Genomic DNA, 19,745 nt, shown 5'->3' on the forward strand with positions numbered 1-19,745 from the left:
TTACGCCTTCTTGTGGGCCTTCATCATTTGAATCAGCTCATCAAGCTTCACTTCAATTTGTTCACCCGTTGTCGTATCTTTTACATTCACAATGTGCTGCGCCAGCTCATCTTCACCAAGGACAGCAATAAACTTGGCTTTTAATCGATCAGCCGCTTTAAATTGTCCTTTTAATTTCTTCCCTGTATAGTCCATTTCACTTGAAATGCCTTCTTTTCTTAGACGATTTAATAATGAAACAGCGTAATCTTTCGCATCATCACCGAGTGCAGCAATGTATAGATCAATGCCATCTTGCAATGGAAGATCAATCCCTTCAGCATCGATTGCTGATAAGAAACGCTCAATACTCATAGCAAAACCGATTCCTGGTGATTCAGGACCGCCAATTCCTTCAACAAGTCCATCATATCGGCCTCCGCCGGCTAATGTGGTAATCGCACCAAAGCCTTCAGCATTACTCATGATCTCAAATGCCGTGTGATTGTAGTAATCAAGGCCGCGCACTAAGTTCGGATCGACGACATATTCAACGCCTATATCTGTTAAGTATTGTTTGACCTTTTCAAAATAAGTCCGTGATTCATCATTTAAGTAATCTTGAATGGATGGAGCCGTTGCCATCAATTCGTGGTCACGATCCTTTTTGCAATCAAGAATTCGCAGCGGATTTTGATGTAAACGGGTTTGACAGTCATGACAGAATTCATCGATTCTTGGCTCAAAGTGCTCAACAAGTGCCTTGCGGTAGTCTGCACGGCTCTCTTTGTCACCAAGGCTGTTAATGACGAGCTTTAAGTTTGAAAGACCTGCTTTCTCATAAACACTCATCGCAAGGGAAATAACTTCTGCATCAATGGCTGGGTCCTTTGAACCGATCGCTTCAATCCCAAACTGATAAAATTGACGATATCTTCCCGTTTGCGGACGTTCATAGCGGAACATTGGTCCGATGTAATACAGCTTTGTTGGCTGCGCCGGCTGTGCAAATAATTTATTTTCAACATAAGAACGTACGGTTGATGCCGTTCCCTCTGGACGAAGGGTGATGCTGCGTCCCTTTTTATCTTCAAATGTATACATCTCTTTTTGAACGATATCGGTTGATTCGCCTACTCCCCGTGCAAACAGCTCTGTATGCTCAAAAATCGGTGTGCGGATTTCTTTGTATTGAAAGGCCGCACATGTATCTCTTGCAATTTGTTCAACATACTGCCAGCGTTCTGACTCTCCAGGTAAAATATCCTGTGTGCCTCTTGGAATATTAAAACTCATTTTTCGTCCTCCTACGACCATCATTCATTTTTTTATGTGGACATATAAAAAACCCCCGCCTCTACTATGTGTATAGTAGGGACGAGAGTTATACCCGTGGTGCCACCCTAGTTGGAACATGATCTAGCCATGTTCCCGCTCAAATCCTTAACGCAGATTCACGTTCTCCGCCTATTGACTCATTTTTAGAGCGTTCAGCAGGAAACCTACAGAGTGTTCTTTCGTGATAAATGCCATGCGGATTCGCTTTCAGCCTAAGGCGATTCCTCTCTGCTCACGCAATTTACCCTACTATTCTCTATCATCAGTTCCACATTTTAAATTTTCAAGTGTGTTGATTTATATTATAATAAGGTCGGTGCTGCCACTCTGTCAACCCTTGCCGTGCCTCTTTTTCTTTTCCAGCTCTTCTTTTGACGTACATCCGTATTCAGATGCGGTTTCTTCAAGGAAGCCTGGTTGATCCATTTCGTCGTGCTGCCAGCGATCGATATCACGATGTCCATTATATTGCACTCGTCCTAATTTTCTGCTTAATCTCATGTTTGTACATCCTTTTATCACGTTTTTATTTAGTATAAACAGATTGATTCATTTTTATTAGGGAAACTGCAAGGAATTAGTCCATTACATAACGAATTTACATTCATCGGTTTTACAAGGGAGGGGAAAACACCGTTTTGAATCTAAAAAAACACAATCAAATGATGATGCTTCTTACCTGTTTTGTTCTTATCGCAAGTACTTTGCCTATGGCACATGCTACAGCACAAACAGATCAAGCTGTGGTCGCTACAGATGAAATCAATGTGAGAACGGGTCCTGGCTTAAGCTATGGAATCGCAGCTGTTGTGAAGCGCGGAGAAAGCTATCCCATTCTCTCGAAACAAGGAGAATGGGTGCAGATCGGGCTATCGAACGGTCAAAAAGGATGGGTCGTCTCATGGCTGATTACGACATCATCTGGCGGCCAAAAATCTGCTAAGCCGAAGACACAAAATCAAAGCTCAGCAGAGAGCAGTTCCATTACATCGACAGCCTCTGATCTTCGCATACGGACGGGCCCAGGGACTTCCTATCAAGTCGTCGGAACTTTCCCGCAAGGCGCTTCGGCTAAAAAGCTGCAGACAAGCGGCGAATGGACAAAAATTTCGTATAAACAAGCAGTAGGCTGGGTTCACTCTGATTATGTGTCAGGCGGCCAAAAAGCTTCTCAATCAAACGCTGGCGAGTCCTCTCGCTCTAAACAGACAGGCACAGTTGGCGTATCGAGCTTGAATGTAAGGCAATCGGCGGCACCAAATGCACAAGTCGTCGCTTCACTTGCCCGCAACACACAGATCACCATTTTGCGCGAGCAGAACGGCTGGTATGAAATTGAGGCAAAAGGCGTGAAAGGCTGGGCAGCAAGCTATTACATCGTCACAAGCAATGGAGCGAGTTCGGAGGGTGAAAAGAACTCATCTTCATCGGCTTCCCAAAAGAAAGCGTACATTGTTTACGATGGCACCAACATTCGAAAAAGTGCTTCTACCTCTGCTCAGATTGCAGAAAGAGCCACAAAAGGTGCTGCCTATCAAATTGTTCGCACGCAAGGTGACTGGTACGAGGTGACATTATCAAACGGCGGAACTGGTTATGTGGCAAGCTGGGTCGTTCAAACGAATAAAAATAGCAGCGAGGCACCAAGACCACAGCAGGATTCATCGTCAGGAACTGGTTCTTTAAAAGGAAAAACGATTGTTCTTGATCCAGGTCATGGCGGAAAAGACAGCGGTACGATTGGCGCAGATGGTGCGTTTGAGAAGAACATTACCATCAAAACCGCTAATTTACTGGCAGGCAAATTAAGGGCTTCTGGAGCAAATGTTTATTTAACTAGAAGTGAAGATACTTTTATCAGCCTTCAATCGAGGGTCGCGACATCTCATTACAGAAATGCAGATGCATTTATTAGTCTTCATTATGATAGTTTTATGGACCCAAGCGTCAGAGGAAGTACAGCGTATTATTATCAAGCAGCAAAAGACCAGCAATTAGCGACAAATGTTCATACAGAAGTTGCTAAACGCTCTCAAATCCCTGATAAGGGTGTCAAATTCGGAGATTATTTTGTGTTAAGAGAAAACAAACGTCCTTCTCTTTTATATGAACTCGGCTATTTAAGCAATCCTCAGGAGGAAGCCATCATTTATAGCGCCTCTTACCAAGAACGAGTCACAGAAGGAATGACAGAAGGATTAAAACAATATTTCCGCTAGAAAAAAGAGGCCACTGCGCCTCTTTTTTGTTTGGTCGCAAAAGAAAAAGACTCTAAACAAACTCCTGCATGAGTTTATCTACAGTCTAAAGTGAATCTATTCTTTGCTATCCATCCAGATGGTGACGGGTCCTGAATTGGTCAATGACACATCCATCATCGCGCCAAAGCGGCCAGTTTCTACATGAATGCCTTTTTCTCTAAGGGCTTTATTGAAACATTCGTAAAGGGCGTTCGCCGCATCTGGCTTGGCTGCTTTCATAAAATTTGGCCTTCTGCCCTTTCTCGTATCACCATAAAGGGTAAACTGAGACACAGACAGCACGCTTCCTTTTACATCCAATAACGAATGATTCATTTTCCCGTTTTCATCCTCAAAAATACGTAAATGTGCAAGCTTATCAGCTAAATAATGCACATCTTCTTCTGTATCTTCGTGTGTGACACCAACGAGTACCATATATCCTTCATTGATGGCTCCTGTGATCTCTTCTTCTACCTTCACAGATGCACTTGTCACACGCTGCACAACAAGCCTCATAGACGATATACTTCCTTTCTAATTCATGAATCGGCGAACAGAGTAAATGTCTTTGATTTGTTTAATGCGTTCTACCACTTTGTGTAAATGGTTAATATTTTGAATAAAGATCGCCATATGGATCGTCGCCACTTTGTTACGATCAGACTTACCAGAAACCGACGAGATGTTCGTTTTGGTTTCGTTGACTGCTTGAAGCACCTCATTGAGTAAGCCGCGTCTGTCATATCCTAATATTTCAATTTCCACATTGTATTCTTTACGGTTTCGAGCAGGCTGTTCATGCTCCCACTCAACCGGGATTAACCGTTCCTGCGCTTCTCCTGTCTTCACGTTCGGACAGTCATCACGGTGAACAGATACGCCTCGGCCTTTCGTAATAAAACCAACAATGCTATCACCTGGAACAGGATTACAGCACTTAGATAAGCGGACAAGCAGGTTATCTATCCCTTTGACTCTTACACCTGCTTCTCGTTTCTTCCCGTGATACGTCTTTGGCTCTACAGTCACTTCTTGAACTGTTTTTTCTTGTTCTTCTTGATCTCTTTGTTTTCTTTCTTTTTCAGTTAAACGATTGGCGACTTGGAGTGCAGTAATTCCGTTATAACCAACCGCTGCATACATGTCCTCTTCGTTTGAGAAATTAAATTTGTCAGCCACTTTTTGCAGGTTTTCAGCTGTCAGGATGTCTTTGACATCAAACTCAAGGTTTTTGATTTCTTTCTCCACGAGTTCTCGGCCTTTTTCGACATTTTCTTCACGGCGCTGTTTTTTGAAAAACTGTCTGATCTTGTGCTTGGCTTGGGAGGTTTGGGCAAGTTTGACCCAATCCTGACTTGGTCCATAGCTGTGCTTTGATGTCAGAATTTCAATAATGTCACCTGTTTTCAATTTATGATCGAGCGTGACCATCTTTCCGTTGACCTTCGCACCGATCGTTTTGTTCCCAATTTCCGAGTGAATCCGGTAAGAGAAGTCAATCGGCACGGAACCCGATGGCAGTTCAATGACGTCTCCTTTTGGTGTAAAGACAAACACCATATCAGAGAAGAGATCGATCTTTAATGATTCCATAAATTCTTCTGCATCTGTCGATTCATTTTGGAATTCAAGGATTTCTCTAAACCAAGAGAGCTTCTTCTGGAAGACAGCTTCCTCCGTTGATTCTGCTGACTCTTTTCCTTCTTTGTATGCCCAGTGTGCAGCAATTCCGTACTCTGCAATTTCATGCATTTCCACTGTTCGGATTTGAACTTCAAGCGGGTCACCTTTTGGCCCAATCACTGTTGTATGAAGCGATTGGTACATGTTCGGCTTTGGCATTGCAATATAATCCTTAAACCTGCCTGGCATCGGCTTCCAGCATGTATGGATAATCCCGAGCACGGCATAGCAGTCTTTAATGCTGTCAACCAAAATACGAACGGCCAGCAGATCATAAATTTCATTAAACTGCTTATTTTGCAGGACCATTTTGCGATAAATACTATAAATATGCTTTGGTCTTCCGGAAAATTCAGCCTTGATGTTTACCTCTGACACCCGATCTTTTACTTCATTGACAACCTCGTCCAAGTATTCCTCACGTTCCGCTCGTTTACGCTTCATGAGATTCACGATCCGGTAATATTGCTGCGGATTTAAGTAACGGAGCGCTGTATCTTCAAGCTCCCACTTAATCTTTGAAATCCCTAATCTGTGCGCAAGCGGTGCAAAGATTTCAAGGGTTTCATTTGAAATTCTACGCTGCTTTTCCTGAGGAAGGTGTTTGAGCGTTCTCATATTGTGCAGACGGTCTGCCAGTTTAATCAAGATGACGCGTATATCCTGCGCCATTGCCACAAACATTTTTCGATGGTTTTCGGCCTGCTGTTCTTCTTGTGATTTATATTTAATCTTCCCGAGCTTTGTTACACCATCAACAAGCATCGCAACTTCTTCGTTAAAATGCTCTTTTAAATCCTGTAATGTCACATCTGTATCCTCGACAACATCGTGCAGGAAACCTCCTGCAATGGTCGATGGGTCCATTTCAAGGTCAACAAGAATCCCCGCCACTTGAATTGGATGGATAATATAAGGCTCACCAGACTTCCGGTATTGCTCCTTATGTGCATTTTCAGCATATTCATATGCTCGCTCTATAAATTGAATATGTTCAGCGGACAGGTATTCTCTTGCCTTGTCAATGACCTGCTGCGCCGTTAAAACTTGTTCGTTCGCCATGGAATCACCTTTTTAAATGAAAACTGTATTGTAGTTTATTATCAAGAAAAATTCGATAGATGTAAAGAGAAGAAGTCCGCTAAAAGATTTTTGATAGGAAAAAAGCACCCTTCTTACCGAGTGCTTTTTTCGTAAAACTCCATTAGTATTGCATTAACGTCAAGATATCGTAACCGTCAAGCTTCTTTCTGCCGTCCAGATACGTCAGCTCAATCAAGAATGCAATTCCTGCCACAACGCCGCCCAATTCCTCTACAAGCTTGATGGACGCTTCAATTGTTCCACCAGTCGCAAGTAAGTCATCTGTAATCAATACACGTTGACCAGGACGAATCGCATCTTTATGAATCGTTAATACATCTTTCCCATATTCTAAGCCGTATTCGACTTTAACGACTTCACGAGGAAGCTTTCCTTCTTTACGAACCGGTGCAAAACCTACACCAAGTGCGTAAGCTACAGGGCAGCCAATAATGAATCCACGCGCTTCAGGTCCAACAATGAGATCAATGTCTCTTTCCTTCGCGTATTCAACGATTTGATCCGTTGCATAACGGTACACTTCGCCTTTATCCATTAACGTTGTAATATCTTTAAATTGTACACCTTCCTTTGGGTAGTCAGGTACAACTGTCACATATTGTTTTAAATCCATCTTTTCCTTTTCCTCCTCGTACGTCAAAGCACAGGTGAGACTTCGCTCATCATGCTATTCAGCCATTCCTTCAGCTCTTTGGCTGAGGAATATGTTAGTGTTTGATCGAGTTCCATCAATCGTTGTTTTGCTGTATAGGATGCTGATGCCGTTAAATCTTTTTTAGGGGCATCACGTACTATTGACAGCACACCATTCTCTATTTTAACAAAACCGAGTTCAAAAAACACCTTTGTCATAAAAATCATTGTATCTTTTGTCCAGCCTCTATGTTTCGCAAGCTCCATTCCTTGCTCCTTGAGAGGGAAACTTCCTCGCTTTAACAAGAATCCATAAAACCATTTGAATTGATCGCGGCTAGGGAAAGAGGACATGAAATGATCTTCTTTTCTTTGGAAAACCGTATAAACTCTAGCTGGCTTTTGGTTTTCTAACAGCTGCCTTAGTAAGTGTTCATCTGCTGGAACATCTGCAAAGACAACATACTTGCCTTCTACATTGAATGTTGAAACATTTTCTGCATGGACATGATGAATCGGGATTTTGACTTCCTGTTTTGTTTCTTCGTCAAAACAGACCACCACATATTTTTCTGGGTCAAGCGTGGAGATTGTCTTTTCCCAATCTTTTTTGCCGCGCAAATCAAACAGCTGCCACTCATCTACTCGGGCATCTTTTAGCATGAGCTGTGGTTTCTTCCGGTTATTCCATTCATTGATGGACATTTCACCAATGACGGAAATGCGGCTACCTGTGACAACTTCTTCTTTTAATTGACCTTGATGAAAACCGACACAGTCAAGCAGCTTCTCTTCGTCTTTCAGAGACATTTTAATATGATTCTGATTTGCTCCAATTGTTCGGATTTCTTCAAGTCTCACATCTTCAATCATGATGAACGGCTTTGGATTCTGCATGCCAAATGGTGACAGCATCCCCACTTCTTCAATTGCTTCAACCGACAACTCGTCTACCTTGCATACAGCATCAACCCGCTGAATCGGAATAAAGTCTTCTTCCGTCAACGTTTCATTCGCATATTGATTTAATCTTTCCCTTAGTAAAGGAACATCATCCGCTCGAAGTGTCATACCCGCAGCCATCGGGTGCCCGCCAAAATGAGGCAGAATGTCACGGCATTTGCTTAAATGGAAAAATAGATCGAAGCCAGGAATACTCCGCGCTGATCCTTTTGCCATTTGCGTCTCTTCATCTATTCCAAGCACAATCGCCGGACGAGAAAATTTATCCGTCAATTTAGAGGCAACAATTCCGACAACACCCGGATTCCAGCCAGCTTTCGCTACAACGATTGCAGACTGGTCATCACCTGTCTCTTCCACCATTTGAATGGCTTCTTCTGTGATCGTACTCACAATTTTTTGACGTTCTTTATTCAGTTCTTGTACAAAACGAGCGAGTTCTTCTGCTTCATCCTTATCCTCTGTCATGAGAAGATGAACAGCTGGATCGGCCTGTTCAATTCGTCCTACAGCATTCAGCCTTGGCGCAATTTGAAAGCCGACCGTTTCCTCATTTGCTTCTTCAAGAGTAGCACCTGCTTCTTTCAATAACGCCTTCAGCCCTGGTCTATTCGACTGCCTAAGCTGCATAAGCCCTTTTTTAGCGAGCCATCTATTCTCATCATGAAGCGGCACAAGATCCGCTATTGTCCCAATTGCCGCAAGATCTAACAGCTGAGTTGGCAGCTTTCCAAGAAGTGCATGCGCCACTTTAAATGCTACGCCTACACCGGCAAGTTCTTTAAAGGGATACTCACAGCCTGGCTGCTTAGGATGAACAATCGCAAGTGCCTCAGGCAGTTCCTCACTTGGTTCATGGTGATCTGTAATGATCAGGTCTAACCCTATTTCTTTTGCAATACGTGCTTCATTTACAGCTGCAATGCCTGTATCGACGGTGATGACAAGCGATGCGCCTTGCTCTTTGATATATCGGAAAGCCTGTTCATTAGGCCCATAGCCTTCTTTAAATCGATCTGGAATATAAAAGTCTACTTTCGCAGACAACTCTTTTAATGTATGTAAAAGCACAGACGTACTTGTCACACCATCCGCATCATAGTCTCCGAAGATCACAATCGATTCCTGCTTTTCGATCGCTTTGTTGATGCGCTCTACTGCCTCTTTCATTCCTTTTAATAGAAATGGATCATGAAATTCGGCTTTTTGATCAAATAAAAAAGACCTCGCTTCTTCTACTTCTTCAAGTCCTCTTTTTACAAGAAGCGATGCAGTCAGCGCTGAAATATTCAGATTTTCAGAGAGTGATTTCACTTTTTCTTCGCTTGGATGTTCATATTCCCAGCGCATTTTGGATAATAACATAAATTCACCCCTCAACCACACTATTATACTAGAGTGGCCTGAGGGGTTTCAATTTTTATTTTATGAAATTGTGCTGGAAGATTATTTTTCCTTCCGGTTAAATGATGCTGGCTGTTCTTTTAAAGGCGTCACATTCGGTTTCTTTTGAACGTCTTTGTCGATCTTTTTATTCGAAACAGCAGGTGCAGGTGCGGCTGCACGCTCAGCTTTTAATGCCTTTAGTTCACGTTTTAGTTTCATAATTTGGAAAATCCCTGCAAAAGCCACAATGAGTCCGCCCATGAGCACAGAACCAATAATGACAAGGATCAGCGGCCATTCAGCCGATCCAAATAAGTAGTCAACTTGCACCGGCCGCACATTGATCACGGCAAATACTGAGACAATTAATACGAAAATAAATGCGAGTATGATGGTCCATTGTTGTTTGTTCATCTACATATCCCCCAAGCTTTTTCTTTTATTCTTCCCTTTTTATTGTCCTTTTTAAACACAGAAAGAAAAGCGCGGAAGAAAATCTAACAGCATGGGCATGAATTAGCTGCTGAGTTTTTTTAAAATGAGATTCTTTATTTCTTGTCTTTCTCCAGAAATAACAAGGGTATCCCCTTCTTCAATGACCGTTTCAGGTCCTGGATTCATTTTCTCACGATAGCGATGACTGTTACTTGATCATATTGGCAGACACTCAGGTCACCGATGGTTTGCTGAACAGCTGGTGCATTCTTTTCAATCTTAAACCATTCAATCATCAGTTTATCAATGGCTACTTCTACAGTTTCAAGCGCTTTCGGCTTATATACCATGCCGCCTAAGATTGCTGCAATTTGTCTTGCTTCTTCATCGTTTAGCAAGATATCAGAAATAGATTCTTCATGATCGTCCTCTTGAAAATGATACATTTCTCTCCTGCCGTCATCGTGTGTAATGATGGCAAGCTTCTCATTATTTCTTGTGATCATTTCGGCTTTGTGACCGGTACCTGGCAGTTCAATTTCCCGAACCTTCATAACAGCCCCTCCAAAGCCAAATGCCTCAAACGGACACTTGCTTTCTATACTGATCTAAACGTATGTCATTATAGCAAAAGACCATTTCAAGATCAATGAAACCCGAAATGTTTTTTCAAATCATCTTATTTTCCGAAAAACTACAGAAAAAAGACTGCCGTTCAGGCAGTCTTGCTACATTAAATATCTTGCTCAGTATCAATCTTCGCCGGTTTTTTCATCTCACGGCCTTTCCACATGAGCCAAATTTGCGCTGCGATATATAGAGATGAGTACACCCCTGTTAACAGACCGACAAGTAAGGCGATGGAGAAGTTTGTAATTGATGCTGATCCAAAGATAAGCAGTGCGATCACAACAACAAGTACGGTTAATACCGTGTTGACAGATCGCGTAAAGGTTTGCTGTAAACTTAAGTTCACAATGTACGATAGATCTTCAATGGTTTTTGGTTTGCGCTTCTTCATTTGTTCACGAACCCTGTCAAAGGTGACGATCGTGTCGTTGATCGAATATCCGATGACTGTGAGGATCGCCGCAATGAAGGTGACATCCACCTCTAAACGCGTAATACTAAAGAAGGCCACGATAAAGAACGCGTCATACAGCAGTGAAATAATCGCTGCAATGGCCATTTTATATTCAAATCGAACGGAGACATATAAAATGATCCCGATTGAAGCAATGATGACAGCATATAATGCATTTCGGGCAAGTTCTTTCCCAACAGTCGGAGACACTGTACTTACGTTCGGCTCCGTTCCGTATTTATCTTTGAAGTAATCTTTCACTTCAGCAATCTTTTCTTTGTTCGGCACACCGACAAATCTCGCTGCTGCCTGATTTTCTTTTTGACCCGATAACACGACACTGTCTGTCTCAAGGTCCAGCTTTTTAAAGTCTTGCTCGACTTGTTCAGTTGACAGCTTGTGATCACTTTGGATATCAATTCTAGTTCCACTAGTAAAGTCAATTCCCGCATTCAGCTTGAAGATGGAAAGAACGATGATTCCCGCAATGGTGATAGTAGCTGAGAAAATCATAAATCCTTTACGTTTGCTGACGAAATCCCACTTATCAAATGGTGTTTTTGGCTCGGTGGTTTCTGTTGTTTCATGAATGTTCATAATGTCTTTTTGACGAACACCAAACCAGCCTTTTCTCCGGTCAAGATAGCGGCTTTCAACAAGAAGACCAAGAAGGAATCTTGATAGGAAGACAGCTGTGATAAAGCTAGTTAAAATCGATAGGATGAGCATCGTTGCAAATCCTTTTACCGAGCTTGTCCCGAAGAAGAACAGCACGCCGCCGGCAATAATACTTGTTAAGTTTGCATCAAAGATGGTTGCAAATGATCGGCGGTTCCCTGATCTGAAAGCAGAACGGACTGATTTGCCGAGCTTGAGCTCTTCTTTGATCCGCTCATAAGTAATAATGTTGGCATCAACAGCCATCCCTACCCCTAGAATCAATGCCGCAATTCCAGGCAGCGTCATGACTGCACCCATCCAATCAAACACTTGAAGCGTAATGTAAATATAAGCTGAAAGTGTGATGACAGCGATAAGACCAGGTAATCGGTAATAAAGCAGCATGAATAAGAAGATAAATGCGATTCCTACAATTCCTGCGAACACTGTTTCGTCCAGTGCTTGTTCACCAAACTGTGCACTCACAGATGTTGAATATTTTTCTGTTAATTTCACTGGCAATGCCCCGGCATTTAAAATACTTGCAAGGTCCTTTGCCTCTTGGACAGTAAATTTCCCTTCAATTTGCACGTCACTGCTGTTAATTTCTTGATTCACATTCGGTGCAGAGACATACTTATGGTTTGATTTTGAGACTTCTTTTTTGAAGGAATCTCCTTTGTGGTAATCAAGCCAAATGACAAGCTGGTTATTCGGCGCCATCGCCGCTACTTTTCTTGTGACGTCACCAAATTTTTTCGCATCCTTTAGTTTAACCGTCACAATTGGCTCATTCGTTTGACTGAATGTTTGTTTTGCACTGTTTTCGACCAGGTCAGCCCCGTTAAGGAGTTCTTTATCATTCGTATCTCTGAAGGATAGCTGTGCTTCAGTGGAAAGAATCTCCCTAGCTCTGTTTTGATCTTTTACTCCCGCAAGCTGCACACGGATACGATTGTTGCCTTCAATCGAGATGTTCGGCTCACTTACACCTAGCACATTGGCTCTTCGGTTTAAAGCCTCCACTGTACTGACGAGGACACTATTTGTGATTTTATCCTCTTTTTTCACTGGATGTACATCATACAGGACCTCAAATCCACCCTGTAAATCCAGCCCTAGCGTCATATCTTTCGCAACAGGCTTTGTTAGTAAGCCTACGCCAGTTCCGATTAACAGAACCACTAAGAAAAACGCAAGAATGCGCCCTTTTTTCATTATGTATTTCCTCCTTAAACACCTGAATCCATTAAGATGGCTTATTTCAACAGTTCATCTAGCATATTCTTGCCATCTTCACTGTCCAAAAAAGCAGACGTTTTAAACGACTGAACGGTTGCATAGTTCATAAATTCGCCAATTTTCACAGATAAAATATCTGCAACCATTTCATGAATCGGATACTCTTGTTTTTTCTTCCACTTCTTATTCTCTAAGTATGACCATAATTCCTCTAAATCTACATCTTTATAGCCCAAAACGATGAATTCTTCAAGCTTACTGAACAGAAAAGGCTTTAAATGGTCTTTGTAAATTGCAGCCGGATGTTGTGTCAATGGGACGCTCCCCCTTTTCAGTTTTTATCGAGAGACTTGTCATGCTTGGACGATATACACGCATATCTTATTGTATATGATTCTATGTCGTTTGAGAAGGCAGGTGATCTTTGATTTGACGAAGCAAACGTTTTTAAAGGGCACGATTATTTTAATTTTAGCAGGTTTTATCACGAGAATATTGGGTTTTGTCAATCGAATTGTGATTGCAAGGTTCGTTGGCGAAGAAGGAGTCGGGCTTTATATGATGGCTGCTCCTACCTTTTTTCTCGCTGTGACACTGACACAATTCGGACTGCCTGTCGCTATTAGCAAGCTTGTCGCAGAAGCAGAAGCTCGTGGAGACAAACAGAAAACAAAACGAATTCTTGTCATGTCTCTTGCGATAACAGGGACTCTCAGCCTGATATTCACGCCGCTCTTTTTATGGTTTGCACCCATCATGGCAGAAAATATGCTGACAGATCCTAGAACGGTCTATCCACTGCTTGCCATTACGCCCGTTGTCCCAGTCATCGCCATTTCCAGTGTGCTAAGAGGGTATTTTCAAGGCAGACAGCAAATGAGCCCGCTTGCCATATCTCAAGTACTGGAACAGGTTGCAAGAATTTCTCTAGTGGCAGTATGTACAACGGCTTTCCTTCCTTATGGGATTGAATATGCGGCAGCAGGTGCGATGATTTCATCTGTTATTGGAGAGATGATTTCACTTGCTTATTTACTGATTGCCTTTCGTTATAAAAAGACCATTCGTATTCGAAAACGATTTTTTAAGGCGATTCATGACGGTAAGGACACGTTTAAGCAGCTGATGAGTATTGCCCTGCCAACAACAGGCAGCCGTTTTATCGGGAATATTTCGTGGTTTTTAGAGCCGATAGTTGTCGCGCAAAGTCTTGCCATTGCTGGATATGCGGCCGTCGAGGCGACAAGACAATACGGGGAATTGACTGGTCTTGCGCTGACCCTTTTGACACTGCCTAGCTTTATTACGTATTCTCTCTCCACTGCACTGGTCCCGGCAATCAGTGAAGGAATGGAGCAGAACAAACGCAAAACGGTCGAATACCGGCTGAAGCAGGCGATGCGTCTTTGTCTACTCAGCGGAGGTATTTCCTGTATTATTCTTTTCGTTTACGCAGAAGATTTAACGCTCTTTATGTATGGTTCATCGCATGCGGCTATTTATGTAAAATTCATGGCACCATTTTTTCTTCTATATTATTTTCAAGGGCCGCTTCAAGCCGTCTTGCAAGCACTCAATTTAGCTGGTGCGGCGATGACGAATAGTCTGATAGGTGCTGTTGTGAAAACAGGAATGATTTTTGTCCTTGCTTCACAGCCGGGCTTTGGCATTATGGGGGCAGCACTTGCAATATTAATCGGCATCGTCCTTGTCACGCTGCTTCATGCGGCAACTGTCGGTAAAGTACTGCCTATTCATTTACCAATGAAGGAATATGGGATATGCGTTCTTGTGATCATCGGCACTGGGGCCGTGAGCCTTTGGCTGAAATCTCAAGTAAACGGGCTCTTTTCTGCCCCGATTGAGCTTGTGATGCTGATCTTTGTTACGTGCGCGCTGTATGTCATTCTATTAATCTGTCTAGGGCTAGTGAAGCGTGAAGAGCTTCGCCGTATCCCGTTTATAGGGAAACTGCTTTAGCTCATTTCTTCTTGATCACTTCATCTTTCAAATCAATATAAAATGTCTTTTGATTAAAGCTGCAGTAGGAAATCTGATCAATTTCATGATAGCCCCTTTTGGCAAGCTCATCTTTCAGCCACTGTTCATTTTGATTAATTTGCTTCAAATGATCGTGCTGTACAACGCCATCAGCAATAAGTGGCAGCTCAAGCGCTCCGTGTGTGTGCTTGTTTTCTTTTTCAACAACCGCAAGCTTTCCGGATGGCTCTAAAATGGCGTAAGACACATCCTGAATGCTATCGATGTTGTTTTCTCTTAATTGAATGAGCAGGTCATCAAAATTGTATCGCTGTTTTCTCATCGCACCCTCGTCAATTTTCCCATTAATGATGAGCAGGACCGGTTTGCCGTCAAGAAAGCGCCGGACACCTTGGAATTTCAATGAGAGATAGGCAAGTGTGATTTGAATGAAGGTTAACAGCAGGATCGGCCATACCGTATGTAACATGTGATCCTCGACTTCTTCTATAGCGAGAACCGCAATTTCTGCGATCATCATAAAAATGACAAGATCTAAAATACTCAATTCGCCAATTTCTCTCTTGCCCATTAACCGAAAAATAAACCAAATAAGAAAATATAAAATGATTGTTCTCATGGAGATAATCAAGATGTCCTGCATGTGATGTAAACCCTCCTTCTCCACCATAGCTTGTGTCAAAACCCTTTATTTATGTAGAAAAGAAAGCCTCTGTTTTTATCGTGAGAAACATGTCTATTTTTTCTTCTATGTGAATACATTTTAGTAAAAGACAAGCTTCGGTCAATTGGAGAGGAGACGAATCACATGCAGGAAACGAAACAAATCGGAAAAGGGATTTTATCCGGCTTAATGGCCATTTTTATCGTCATGATTGTCACAAGCTTACTTGTATCGCTCATGCTTACCTTCACAAGTATGCAGGAATCATCGTTTAAATGGATGATTATGATTTTGTCCTTTGTGGCACTTTTATTAGGGGGGATCATTTCTGGAGGAAAGGCAAAGGAGCGCGGCTGGTTCATTGGTGCGATTACTTCGCTGATCTTTTCCCTCACTGTATTTTTGTTTCAATATTTAGGGTTTGGAGAAACCTTTTCACCAGAGCAGTTCATCTATCATGGGGCATTTCTAGGGATTTGTATGCTCGGCGGAATGATTGGCGTCAATCTTCGAGGCAAATAAAAAAAGAGCGGATCTATATCGCTCTTTTTTTTATGGCTATGTATCGGAGGATTAGCCTTTGTCAGCTAATTCTCTAATAGCACGACGATCGAAAGTTAAACGGTTGTTTTCGCTTGTTTTGATGACCACTTTTGATTCATCAATGTAGTCGATTTCACCATGTAAACCACCGATTGTGACGATTTTATCGCCTTTTGATAAAGATTGCTGCATCTGACGCACAGCTTTTTGTTGCTTTTGCTGTGGACGGATTAATAAGAAGTAAAGCACAGCAAACATGACAACAATCATAATGATTGAACCCATACCACCATCCATTCTATTTCACCCCTTTCTAAAGCATTGTAAAGCCTTTTCGTTTATGCGTTAAAAGTTTTTCGCATTCGGTTCGTTAAAGCCGTAACGCTCAAAAAACTCTTCTTTAAAATCACCTAAACGATCCTCACGGATAGCTTCTCTCACTTGCTCCATTAATTTTAACAGAAAATGAAGATTATGATAAGTTGTTAATCGAATTCCGAACGTTTCATTTGTTTTGATCAAATGTCTAATATAAGCGCGTGTGTAGTTTTTACATGTGTAGCAGTCACAATTTTCATCGATTGGTCTGAAATCACGCTCATATTTTGCATTTTTCACAACTAGACGTCCTTCGCTTGTCATCAACGTACCGTTTCTAGCAATTCGTGTTGGCAGCACGCAGTCAAACATATCTACACCGCGAATGGCGCCGTCAATTAAGGAATCTGGTGAGCCGACACCCATTAAGTACCTTGGCTTGTCTGCTGGTAACAATGGCGTTGTGAACTCGAGTACACGGTTCATCACATCTTTTGGTTCCCCAACAGATAAGCCTCCGATGGCGTAGCCTGGGAAATCAAGTGACACGAGATCTTTTGCACTTTGTTTACGAAGCTCTTCGTATTCTCCGCCTTGGATGATTCCAAACAGCCCTTGATCCTCTGGACGCTGATGTGCTTCTAGACAGCGTTCTGCCCATCTGCTTGTCCGCTCTACAGAACGTTTCATGTAATCGTATTCTGCTGGATATGGCGGGCATTCATCAAATGCCATCATAATATCAGAGCCAAGCGCATTTTGAATGTCCATGGCCTTCTCAGGAGAAAGGAACAGCTTATCTCCATTTAAGTGATTACGGAAGTGGACGCCTTCTTCTTCAATTTTTCTAAATTCACTCAAAGAGAAGACTTGGAATCCGCCTGAGTCGGTCAAAATCGCTCGATCCCAGTTCATAAATTTATGCAGGCCGCCTGCTTCTTTCACAATGTCATGACCCGGACGGAGCCATAGGTGGTACGTATTGCTTAAGATGATGCCTGCTTCCATTGCCTTTAGTTCTTCAGGCGCCATCGTTTTGACTGTAGCCAGTGTACCTACCGGCATAAATACAGGTGTGTCAAAGGAGCCGTGCGGTGTATGAACACGTCCTAGTCGTGCACCTGTTTGTTTGCATGATTTAATGAACTCATAACGTATCGGTAATTGCGACAAAAATGAGCCCTCCTGTCTTTGTTGTATGATGTTATTGAATCAGCATGGCATCGCCAAAGCTGAAGAATCGGTATTCCTCTTTTACAGCCTCATTGTACGCTTTTAGGACATGCTCTCGTCCAGCTAATGCGCTGACAAGCATGATTAACGAGGATTTTGGCAGATGGAAATTCGTGATCATGCCATCAATTGCCTTGAATGTGTAGCCGGGGTAAATAAAGATTGACGTCCAGCCGCTTGACGCTTTGAATTCACCGTCATGCGCACTTGCAATGGTTTCTAGCGTTCTCGTTGACGTTGTCCCCACTGAAATAATCCGCCCGCCTTCTTTGCGAACGCGATTAAGCTCTGCCGCTGTTTCTTCATTCATTTCGTAAAATTCCGCGTGCATTTCGTGTTCTTCAATACGATCTGCACTGACCGGACGAAAAGTACCAAGCCCCACGTGCAGTGTAATGAATGCGATGTGCACACCCTTTGCTTTCAGCGCATCCAGCAGCTCGTTTGTAAAGTGAAGACCAGCAGTCGGAGCAGCAGCGGAGCCGACCTCTTTCGAATACACCGTTTGATAGCGTTCACGATCGTCAAGCTGCTCTTTAATATAAGGAGGCAGCGGCATTTCACCAAGGGATTCAAGTACTTCGTAAAAAATGCCGGTATACTGAAACTCAACTTTTCTTCCGCCATGTTCTAATTCTTCTGTACATACCGCTTGAAGCCGTCCATCACCAAATGTGATCACTGTTCCTTTTTTCACCCGTTTGGCTGGTTTTACAAGTGTCTCCCATTTGTCGCCTTCCTCTTGTTTTAAGAGAAGAAGTTCAACTTTTGCACCTGTATCCTCTTTCATTCCAAACAACCGTGCCGGCAGAACGCGTGTATTATTTAAAACGAGACAATCACCAGTTTGAAAATAATCGGTAATTTGTGAGAATGTATCGTGTGTCACCTCACCCGTTTGTTTATTTAAGACCATCAGTCTTGATGCATCTCGTTTTTCAAGCGGTACTTGTGCAATCAATCTTTCTGGTAAATCAAAATCAAATAGTTCTAGCTTCATTTCCTTCACCTATTCTGTAGTTAACTAGTTAACGTTATTTCATCCGTCCAAAGATATTAAGTAATATCGTGAGCACGATGCTAATGACAATGCATGTGATCACAGGAAAAAAGAACGTCACATTTCCTTTTTTCACAAAAATATCACCTGGAAGCTTACCAACCAATTGAAAACCTAATCCTGCGGCAAAAAGGACACCACCTAAAATCATCAATATTTTAGGGAATTCAGTCACGAATCGGAACCTCCATTTGAAAATGTTCATACGCTTCTCTTGTGACGACCCGTCCTCTTGGTGTTCTTTGCAGGAAACCAATTTGCAGTAAATACGGTTCGTACACATCTTCAATCGTATGTGATTCTTCTCCAATTGTCGCTGAGATCGTATCAAGCCCAACAGGCCCGCCTCTAAATTTTTCAATCATACTTAAAAGCAGCTTATGGTCGATATGATCAAGACCAAGCTTGTCGACTTGAAGGCGCTCAAGGGCATCTTCTGCAATGTCCTCGGTAATCGCGTGATTCCCAAGCACCTGCGCAAAATCTCTTACTCTTCTGAGTAGACGATTGGCAACCCTCGGCGTACCGCGGGAACGTCTTGCGATCTCTTCGGCTGAGCGAAGATCGATCCCAATCTCGAACAGCTCTGCTGTTCTTGAAACAATGTGAGCCAAATCTCTTTGCTCATAGTATTCCAATCTTGCATGTACTCCAAACCTGTCACGAAGCGGCGCTGTTAAAAGCCCGACACGGGTCGTGGCACCTACAAGTGTAAATGGCGGTAAATCAAGCCGTACAGAGCGCGCTGTATCTCCTTTGCCAATGACGATATCTAAACAAAAATCCTCCATTGCTGGATAAAGCACTTCCTCAATTGAGCGCTGCAAGCGATGAATTTCATCTATAAACAACACATCACCTGGCTCAAGAGAAGTCAAGATCGCCGCCAAATCGCCAGGACGTTCAATCGCTGGTCCAGATGTTGTCCGCAGCTGAACATTCATTTCATTGGCAATAATCGACGCGAGCGTTGTTTTCCCGAGTCCGGGCGGTCCGTATAAAAGGACATGATCGAGTGTTTCCTGCCTCATACGGGCAGCTTCAATAAACACGCTGAGGTTATCCTTTACTTTTTGCTGACCGATATATTGGCTAAGTGTCTGTGGCCGCAGACTTTGCTCAATGGCTGATTCATGGTTGTCTGCTTCAGTTGAGACGAGCCGTTCATCCATGAGA

At 42.7% G+C, this 19,745-nt stretch carries 18 protein-coding genes, 1 pseudogene and 1 other annotated feature; of the genes and pseudogenes, 3 read left to right on the forward strand and 16 right to left on the reverse strand.

The window, feature by feature from the left end; genetic code table 11:
* Complete coding sequence (gene hisS, locus MHB83_RS17120) at positions 1-1,275, reverse strand: histidine--tRNA ligase (RefSeq protein ID WP_003216423.1); 1,275 nt, start codon at positions 1,273-1,275, stop codon at positions 1-3.
* A 74-nt stretch (positions 1,276-1,349) separates the two neighbouring features.
* Positions 1,350-1,589: a binding site (T-box leader), on the reverse strand.
* 58 nt (positions 1,590-1,647) lie between these two features.
* The gene (locus MHB83_RS17125) at positions 1,648-1,818 is read right to left on the reverse strand and encodes a YrzK family protein (RefSeq protein ID WP_003216250.1); all 171 of its coding nucleotides are present in this window, start codon (positions 1,816-1,818) and stop codon (positions 1,648-1,650) included.
* A gap of 137 nt (positions 1,819-1,955) precedes the next feature.
* Between MHB83_RS17125 and MHB83_RS17130 the strand changes: the two genes are divergently transcribed.
* Entirely contained in the window at positions 1,956-3,536 is a 1,581-nt protein-coding gene (locus MHB83_RS17130) for an SH3 domain-containing protein (RefSeq protein ID WP_342496509.1), read from the forward strand.
* A 96-nt stretch (positions 3,537-3,632) separates the two neighbouring features.
* Here the strand turns inward: MHB83_RS17130 and dtd are convergent, their stop codons facing one another.
* The 8 genes and pseudogenes from dtd to MHB83_RS17170 form a co-directional block, all read right to left on the reverse strand.
* Positions 3,633-4,076 (reverse strand): D-aminoacyl-tRNA deacylase, encoded by a 444-nt coding sequence (dtd, locus tag MHB83_RS17135; RefSeq protein ID WP_003216527.1) that lies wholly within the window; start codon positions 4,074-4,076, stop codon positions 3,633-3,635.
* A gap of 18 nt (positions 4,077-4,094) precedes the next feature.
* Positions 4,095-6,305 (reverse strand): bifunctional (p)ppGpp synthetase/guanosine-3',5'-bis(diphosphate) 3'-pyrophosphohydrolase, encoded by a 2,211-nt coding sequence (locus tag MHB83_RS17140; RefSeq protein ID WP_012010732.1) that lies wholly within the window; start codon positions 6,303-6,305, stop codon positions 4,095-4,097.
* A 142-nt stretch (positions 6,306-6,447) separates the two neighbouring features.
* A complete protein-coding gene (locus MHB83_RS17145; RefSeq protein ID WP_003216770.1) occupies positions 6,448-6,960 on the reverse strand; it encodes an adenine phosphoribosyltransferase in 513 nt (170 codons plus the stop codon).
* 23 nt (positions 6,961-6,983) lie between these two features.
* A complete protein-coding gene (gene recJ, locus MHB83_RS17150) occupies positions 6,984-9,308 on the reverse strand; it encodes a single-stranded-DNA-specific exonuclease RecJ (RefSeq protein WP_342496510.1) in 2,325 nt (774 codons plus the stop codon).
* Positions 9,309-9,389: 81 nt separating this feature from the next.
* A complete protein-coding gene (locus MHB83_RS17155) occupies positions 9,390-9,743 on the reverse strand; it encodes a lipopolysaccharide assembly LapA domain-containing protein (protein WP_003216178.1) in 354 nt (117 codons plus the stop codon).
* Positions 9,744-9,845: 102 nt separating this feature from the next.
* Positions 9,846-10,318 (reverse strand): annotated as a pseudogene (locus tag MHB83_RS17160) (cation:proton antiporter regulatory subunit).
* A gap of 179 nt (positions 10,319-10,497) precedes the next feature.
* A complete protein-coding gene (secDF, locus tag MHB83_RS17165) occupies positions 10,498-12,726 on the reverse strand; it encodes a protein translocase subunit SecDF (RefSeq protein WP_003216337.1) in 2,229 nt (742 codons plus the stop codon).
* A gap of 41 nt (positions 12,727-12,767) precedes the next feature.
* Entirely contained in the window at positions 12,768-13,064 is a 297-nt protein-coding gene (locus tag MHB83_RS17170) for a post-transcriptional regulator (protein WP_003216788.1), read from the reverse strand.
* A gap of 115 nt (positions 13,065-13,179) precedes the next feature.
* On the opposite strand from MHB83_RS17170, the gene spoVB reads away from it, so the two are divergent.
* Complete coding sequence (gene spoVB / locus MHB83_RS17175) at positions 13,180-14,730, forward strand: stage V sporulation protein B (RefSeq protein WP_342496511.1); 1,551 nt, start codon at positions 13,180-13,182, stop codon at positions 14,728-14,730.
* 1 nt (position 14,731) lies between these two features.
* On the opposite strand, the gene MHB83_RS17180 is transcribed toward spoVB, so the two are convergent.
* Positions 14,732-15,394: a DUF421 domain-containing protein gene (locus tag MHB83_RS17180; protein ID WP_003216185.1), complete on the reverse strand. Its 663-nt coding sequence runs from the start codon at positions 15,392-15,394 to the stop codon at positions 14,732-14,734.
* Between the two features lie 165 nt (positions 15,395-15,559).
* On the opposite strand from MHB83_RS17180, the gene MHB83_RS17185 reads away from it, so the two are divergent.
* Positions 15,560-15,937 (forward strand): TIGR04086 family membrane protein, encoded by a 378-nt coding sequence (locus MHB83_RS17185; protein ID WP_003216839.1) that lies wholly within the window; start codon positions 15,560-15,562, stop codon positions 15,935-15,937.
* Positions 15,938-15,988: 51 nt separating this feature from the next.
* On the opposite strand, the gene yajC is transcribed toward MHB83_RS17185, so the two are convergent.
* The 5 genes from yajC to ruvB are packed head-to-tail and all read right to left on the reverse strand — an operon-like array spanning position 15,989 to position 19,741.
* On the reverse strand, positions 15,989-16,255 hold the full coding sequence (gene yajC, locus MHB83_RS17190; RefSeq protein WP_003216659.1) for a preprotein translocase subunit YajC: 267 nt from the start codon (positions 16,253-16,255) through the stop codon (positions 15,989-15,991).
* Between the two features lie 48 nt (positions 16,256-16,303).
* Positions 16,304-17,449 carry a tRNA guanosine(34) transglycosylase Tgt gene (tgt, locus tag MHB83_RS17195; protein WP_003216540.1) on the reverse strand — a complete coding sequence of 382 codons (1,146 nt, stop codon included), beginning with the start codon at positions 17,447-17,449 and terminating at the stop codon, positions 16,304-16,306.
* A gap of 31 nt (positions 17,450-17,480) precedes the next feature.
* Positions 17,481-18,509, reverse strand: coding sequence for a tRNA preQ1(34) S-adenosylmethionine ribosyltransferase-isomerase QueA (queA, locus tag MHB83_RS17200; RefSeq protein ID WP_044140021.1), 1,029 nt, complete (start codon positions 18,507-18,509; stop codon positions 17,481-17,483).
* Between the two features lie 34 nt (positions 18,510-18,543).
* Positions 18,544-18,744: a DUF2905 domain-containing protein gene (locus tag MHB83_RS17205; protein WP_003216361.1), complete on the reverse strand. Its 201-nt coding sequence runs from the start codon at positions 18,742-18,744 to the stop codon at positions 18,544-18,546.
* Complete coding sequence (ruvB, locus tag MHB83_RS17210) at positions 18,737-19,741, reverse strand: Holliday junction branch migration DNA helicase RuvB (protein ID WP_050943663.1); 1,005 nt, start codon at positions 19,739-19,741, stop codon at positions 18,737-18,739. Before ruvB ends, MHB83_RS17205 begins: the two co-directional genes overlap by 8 nt.
* Positions 19,742-19,745 lie beyond the last annotated feature (4 nt).

Source organism: Bacillus sp. FSL K6-3149, from assembly GCF_038630515.1.
GTDB lineage: Bacteria > Bacillota > Bacilli > Bacillales > Bacillaceae > Bacillus > Bacillus pumilus.

What these genes read in the sequence shown, in the direction of transcription:
- hisS (WP_003216423.1), bottom strand. Translation starts at nt 1,275, where the DNA reads ATGAGTTTTAATATTCCAAGAGGCACACAGGATATTTTACCTGGAGAG.
- recJ (WP_342496510.1), bottom strand. Translation starts at nt 9,308, where the DNA reads ATGTTATTATCCAAAATGCGCTGGGAATATGAACATCCAAGCGAAGAA.
- MHB83_RS17185 (WP_003216839.1), top strand. Translation starts at nt 15,560, where the DNA reads ATGCAGGAAACGAAACAAATCGGAAAAGGGATTTTATCCGGCTTAATG.
- MHB83_RS17180 (WP_003216185.1), bottom strand. Translation starts at nt 15,394, where the DNA reads ATGCAGGACATCTTGATTATCTCCATGAGAACAATCATTTTATATTTT.
- yajC (WP_003216659.1), bottom strand. Translation starts at nt 16,255, where the DNA reads ATGGATGGTGGTATGGGTTCAATCATTATGATTGTTGTCATGTTTGCT.
- ruvB (WP_050943663.1), bottom strand. Translation starts at nt 19,741, where the DNA reads ATGGATGAACGGCTCGTCTCAACTGAAGCAGACAACCATGAATCAGCC.
- secDF (WP_003216337.1), bottom strand. Translation starts at nt 12,726, where the DNA reads ATGAAAAAAGGGCGCATTCTTGCGTTTTTCTTAGTGGTTCTGTTAATC.
- MHB83_RS17125 (WP_003216250.1), bottom strand. Translation starts at nt 1,818, where the DNA reads ATGAGATTAAGCAGAAAATTAGGACGAGTGCAATATAATGGACATCGT.
- MHB83_RS17140 (WP_012010732.1), bottom strand. Translation starts at nt 6,305, where the DNA reads ATGGCGAACGAACAAGTTTTAACGGCGCAGCAGGTCATTGACAAGGCA.
- MHB83_RS17145 (WP_003216770.1), bottom strand. Translation starts at nt 6,960, where the DNA reads ATGGATTTAAAACAATATGTGACAGTTGTACCTGACTACCCAAAGGAA.
- MHB83_RS17155 (WP_003216178.1), bottom strand. Translation starts at nt 9,743, where the DNA reads ATGAACAAACAACAATGGACCATCATACTCGCATTTATTTTCGTATTA.
- dtd (WP_003216527.1), bottom strand. Translation starts at nt 4,076, where the DNA reads ATGAGGCTTGTTGTGCAGCGTGTGACAAGTGCATCTGTGAAGGTAGAA.
- queA (WP_044140021.1), bottom strand. Translation starts at nt 18,509, where the DNA reads ATGAAGCTAGAACTATTTGATTTTGATTTACCAGAAAGATTGATTGCA.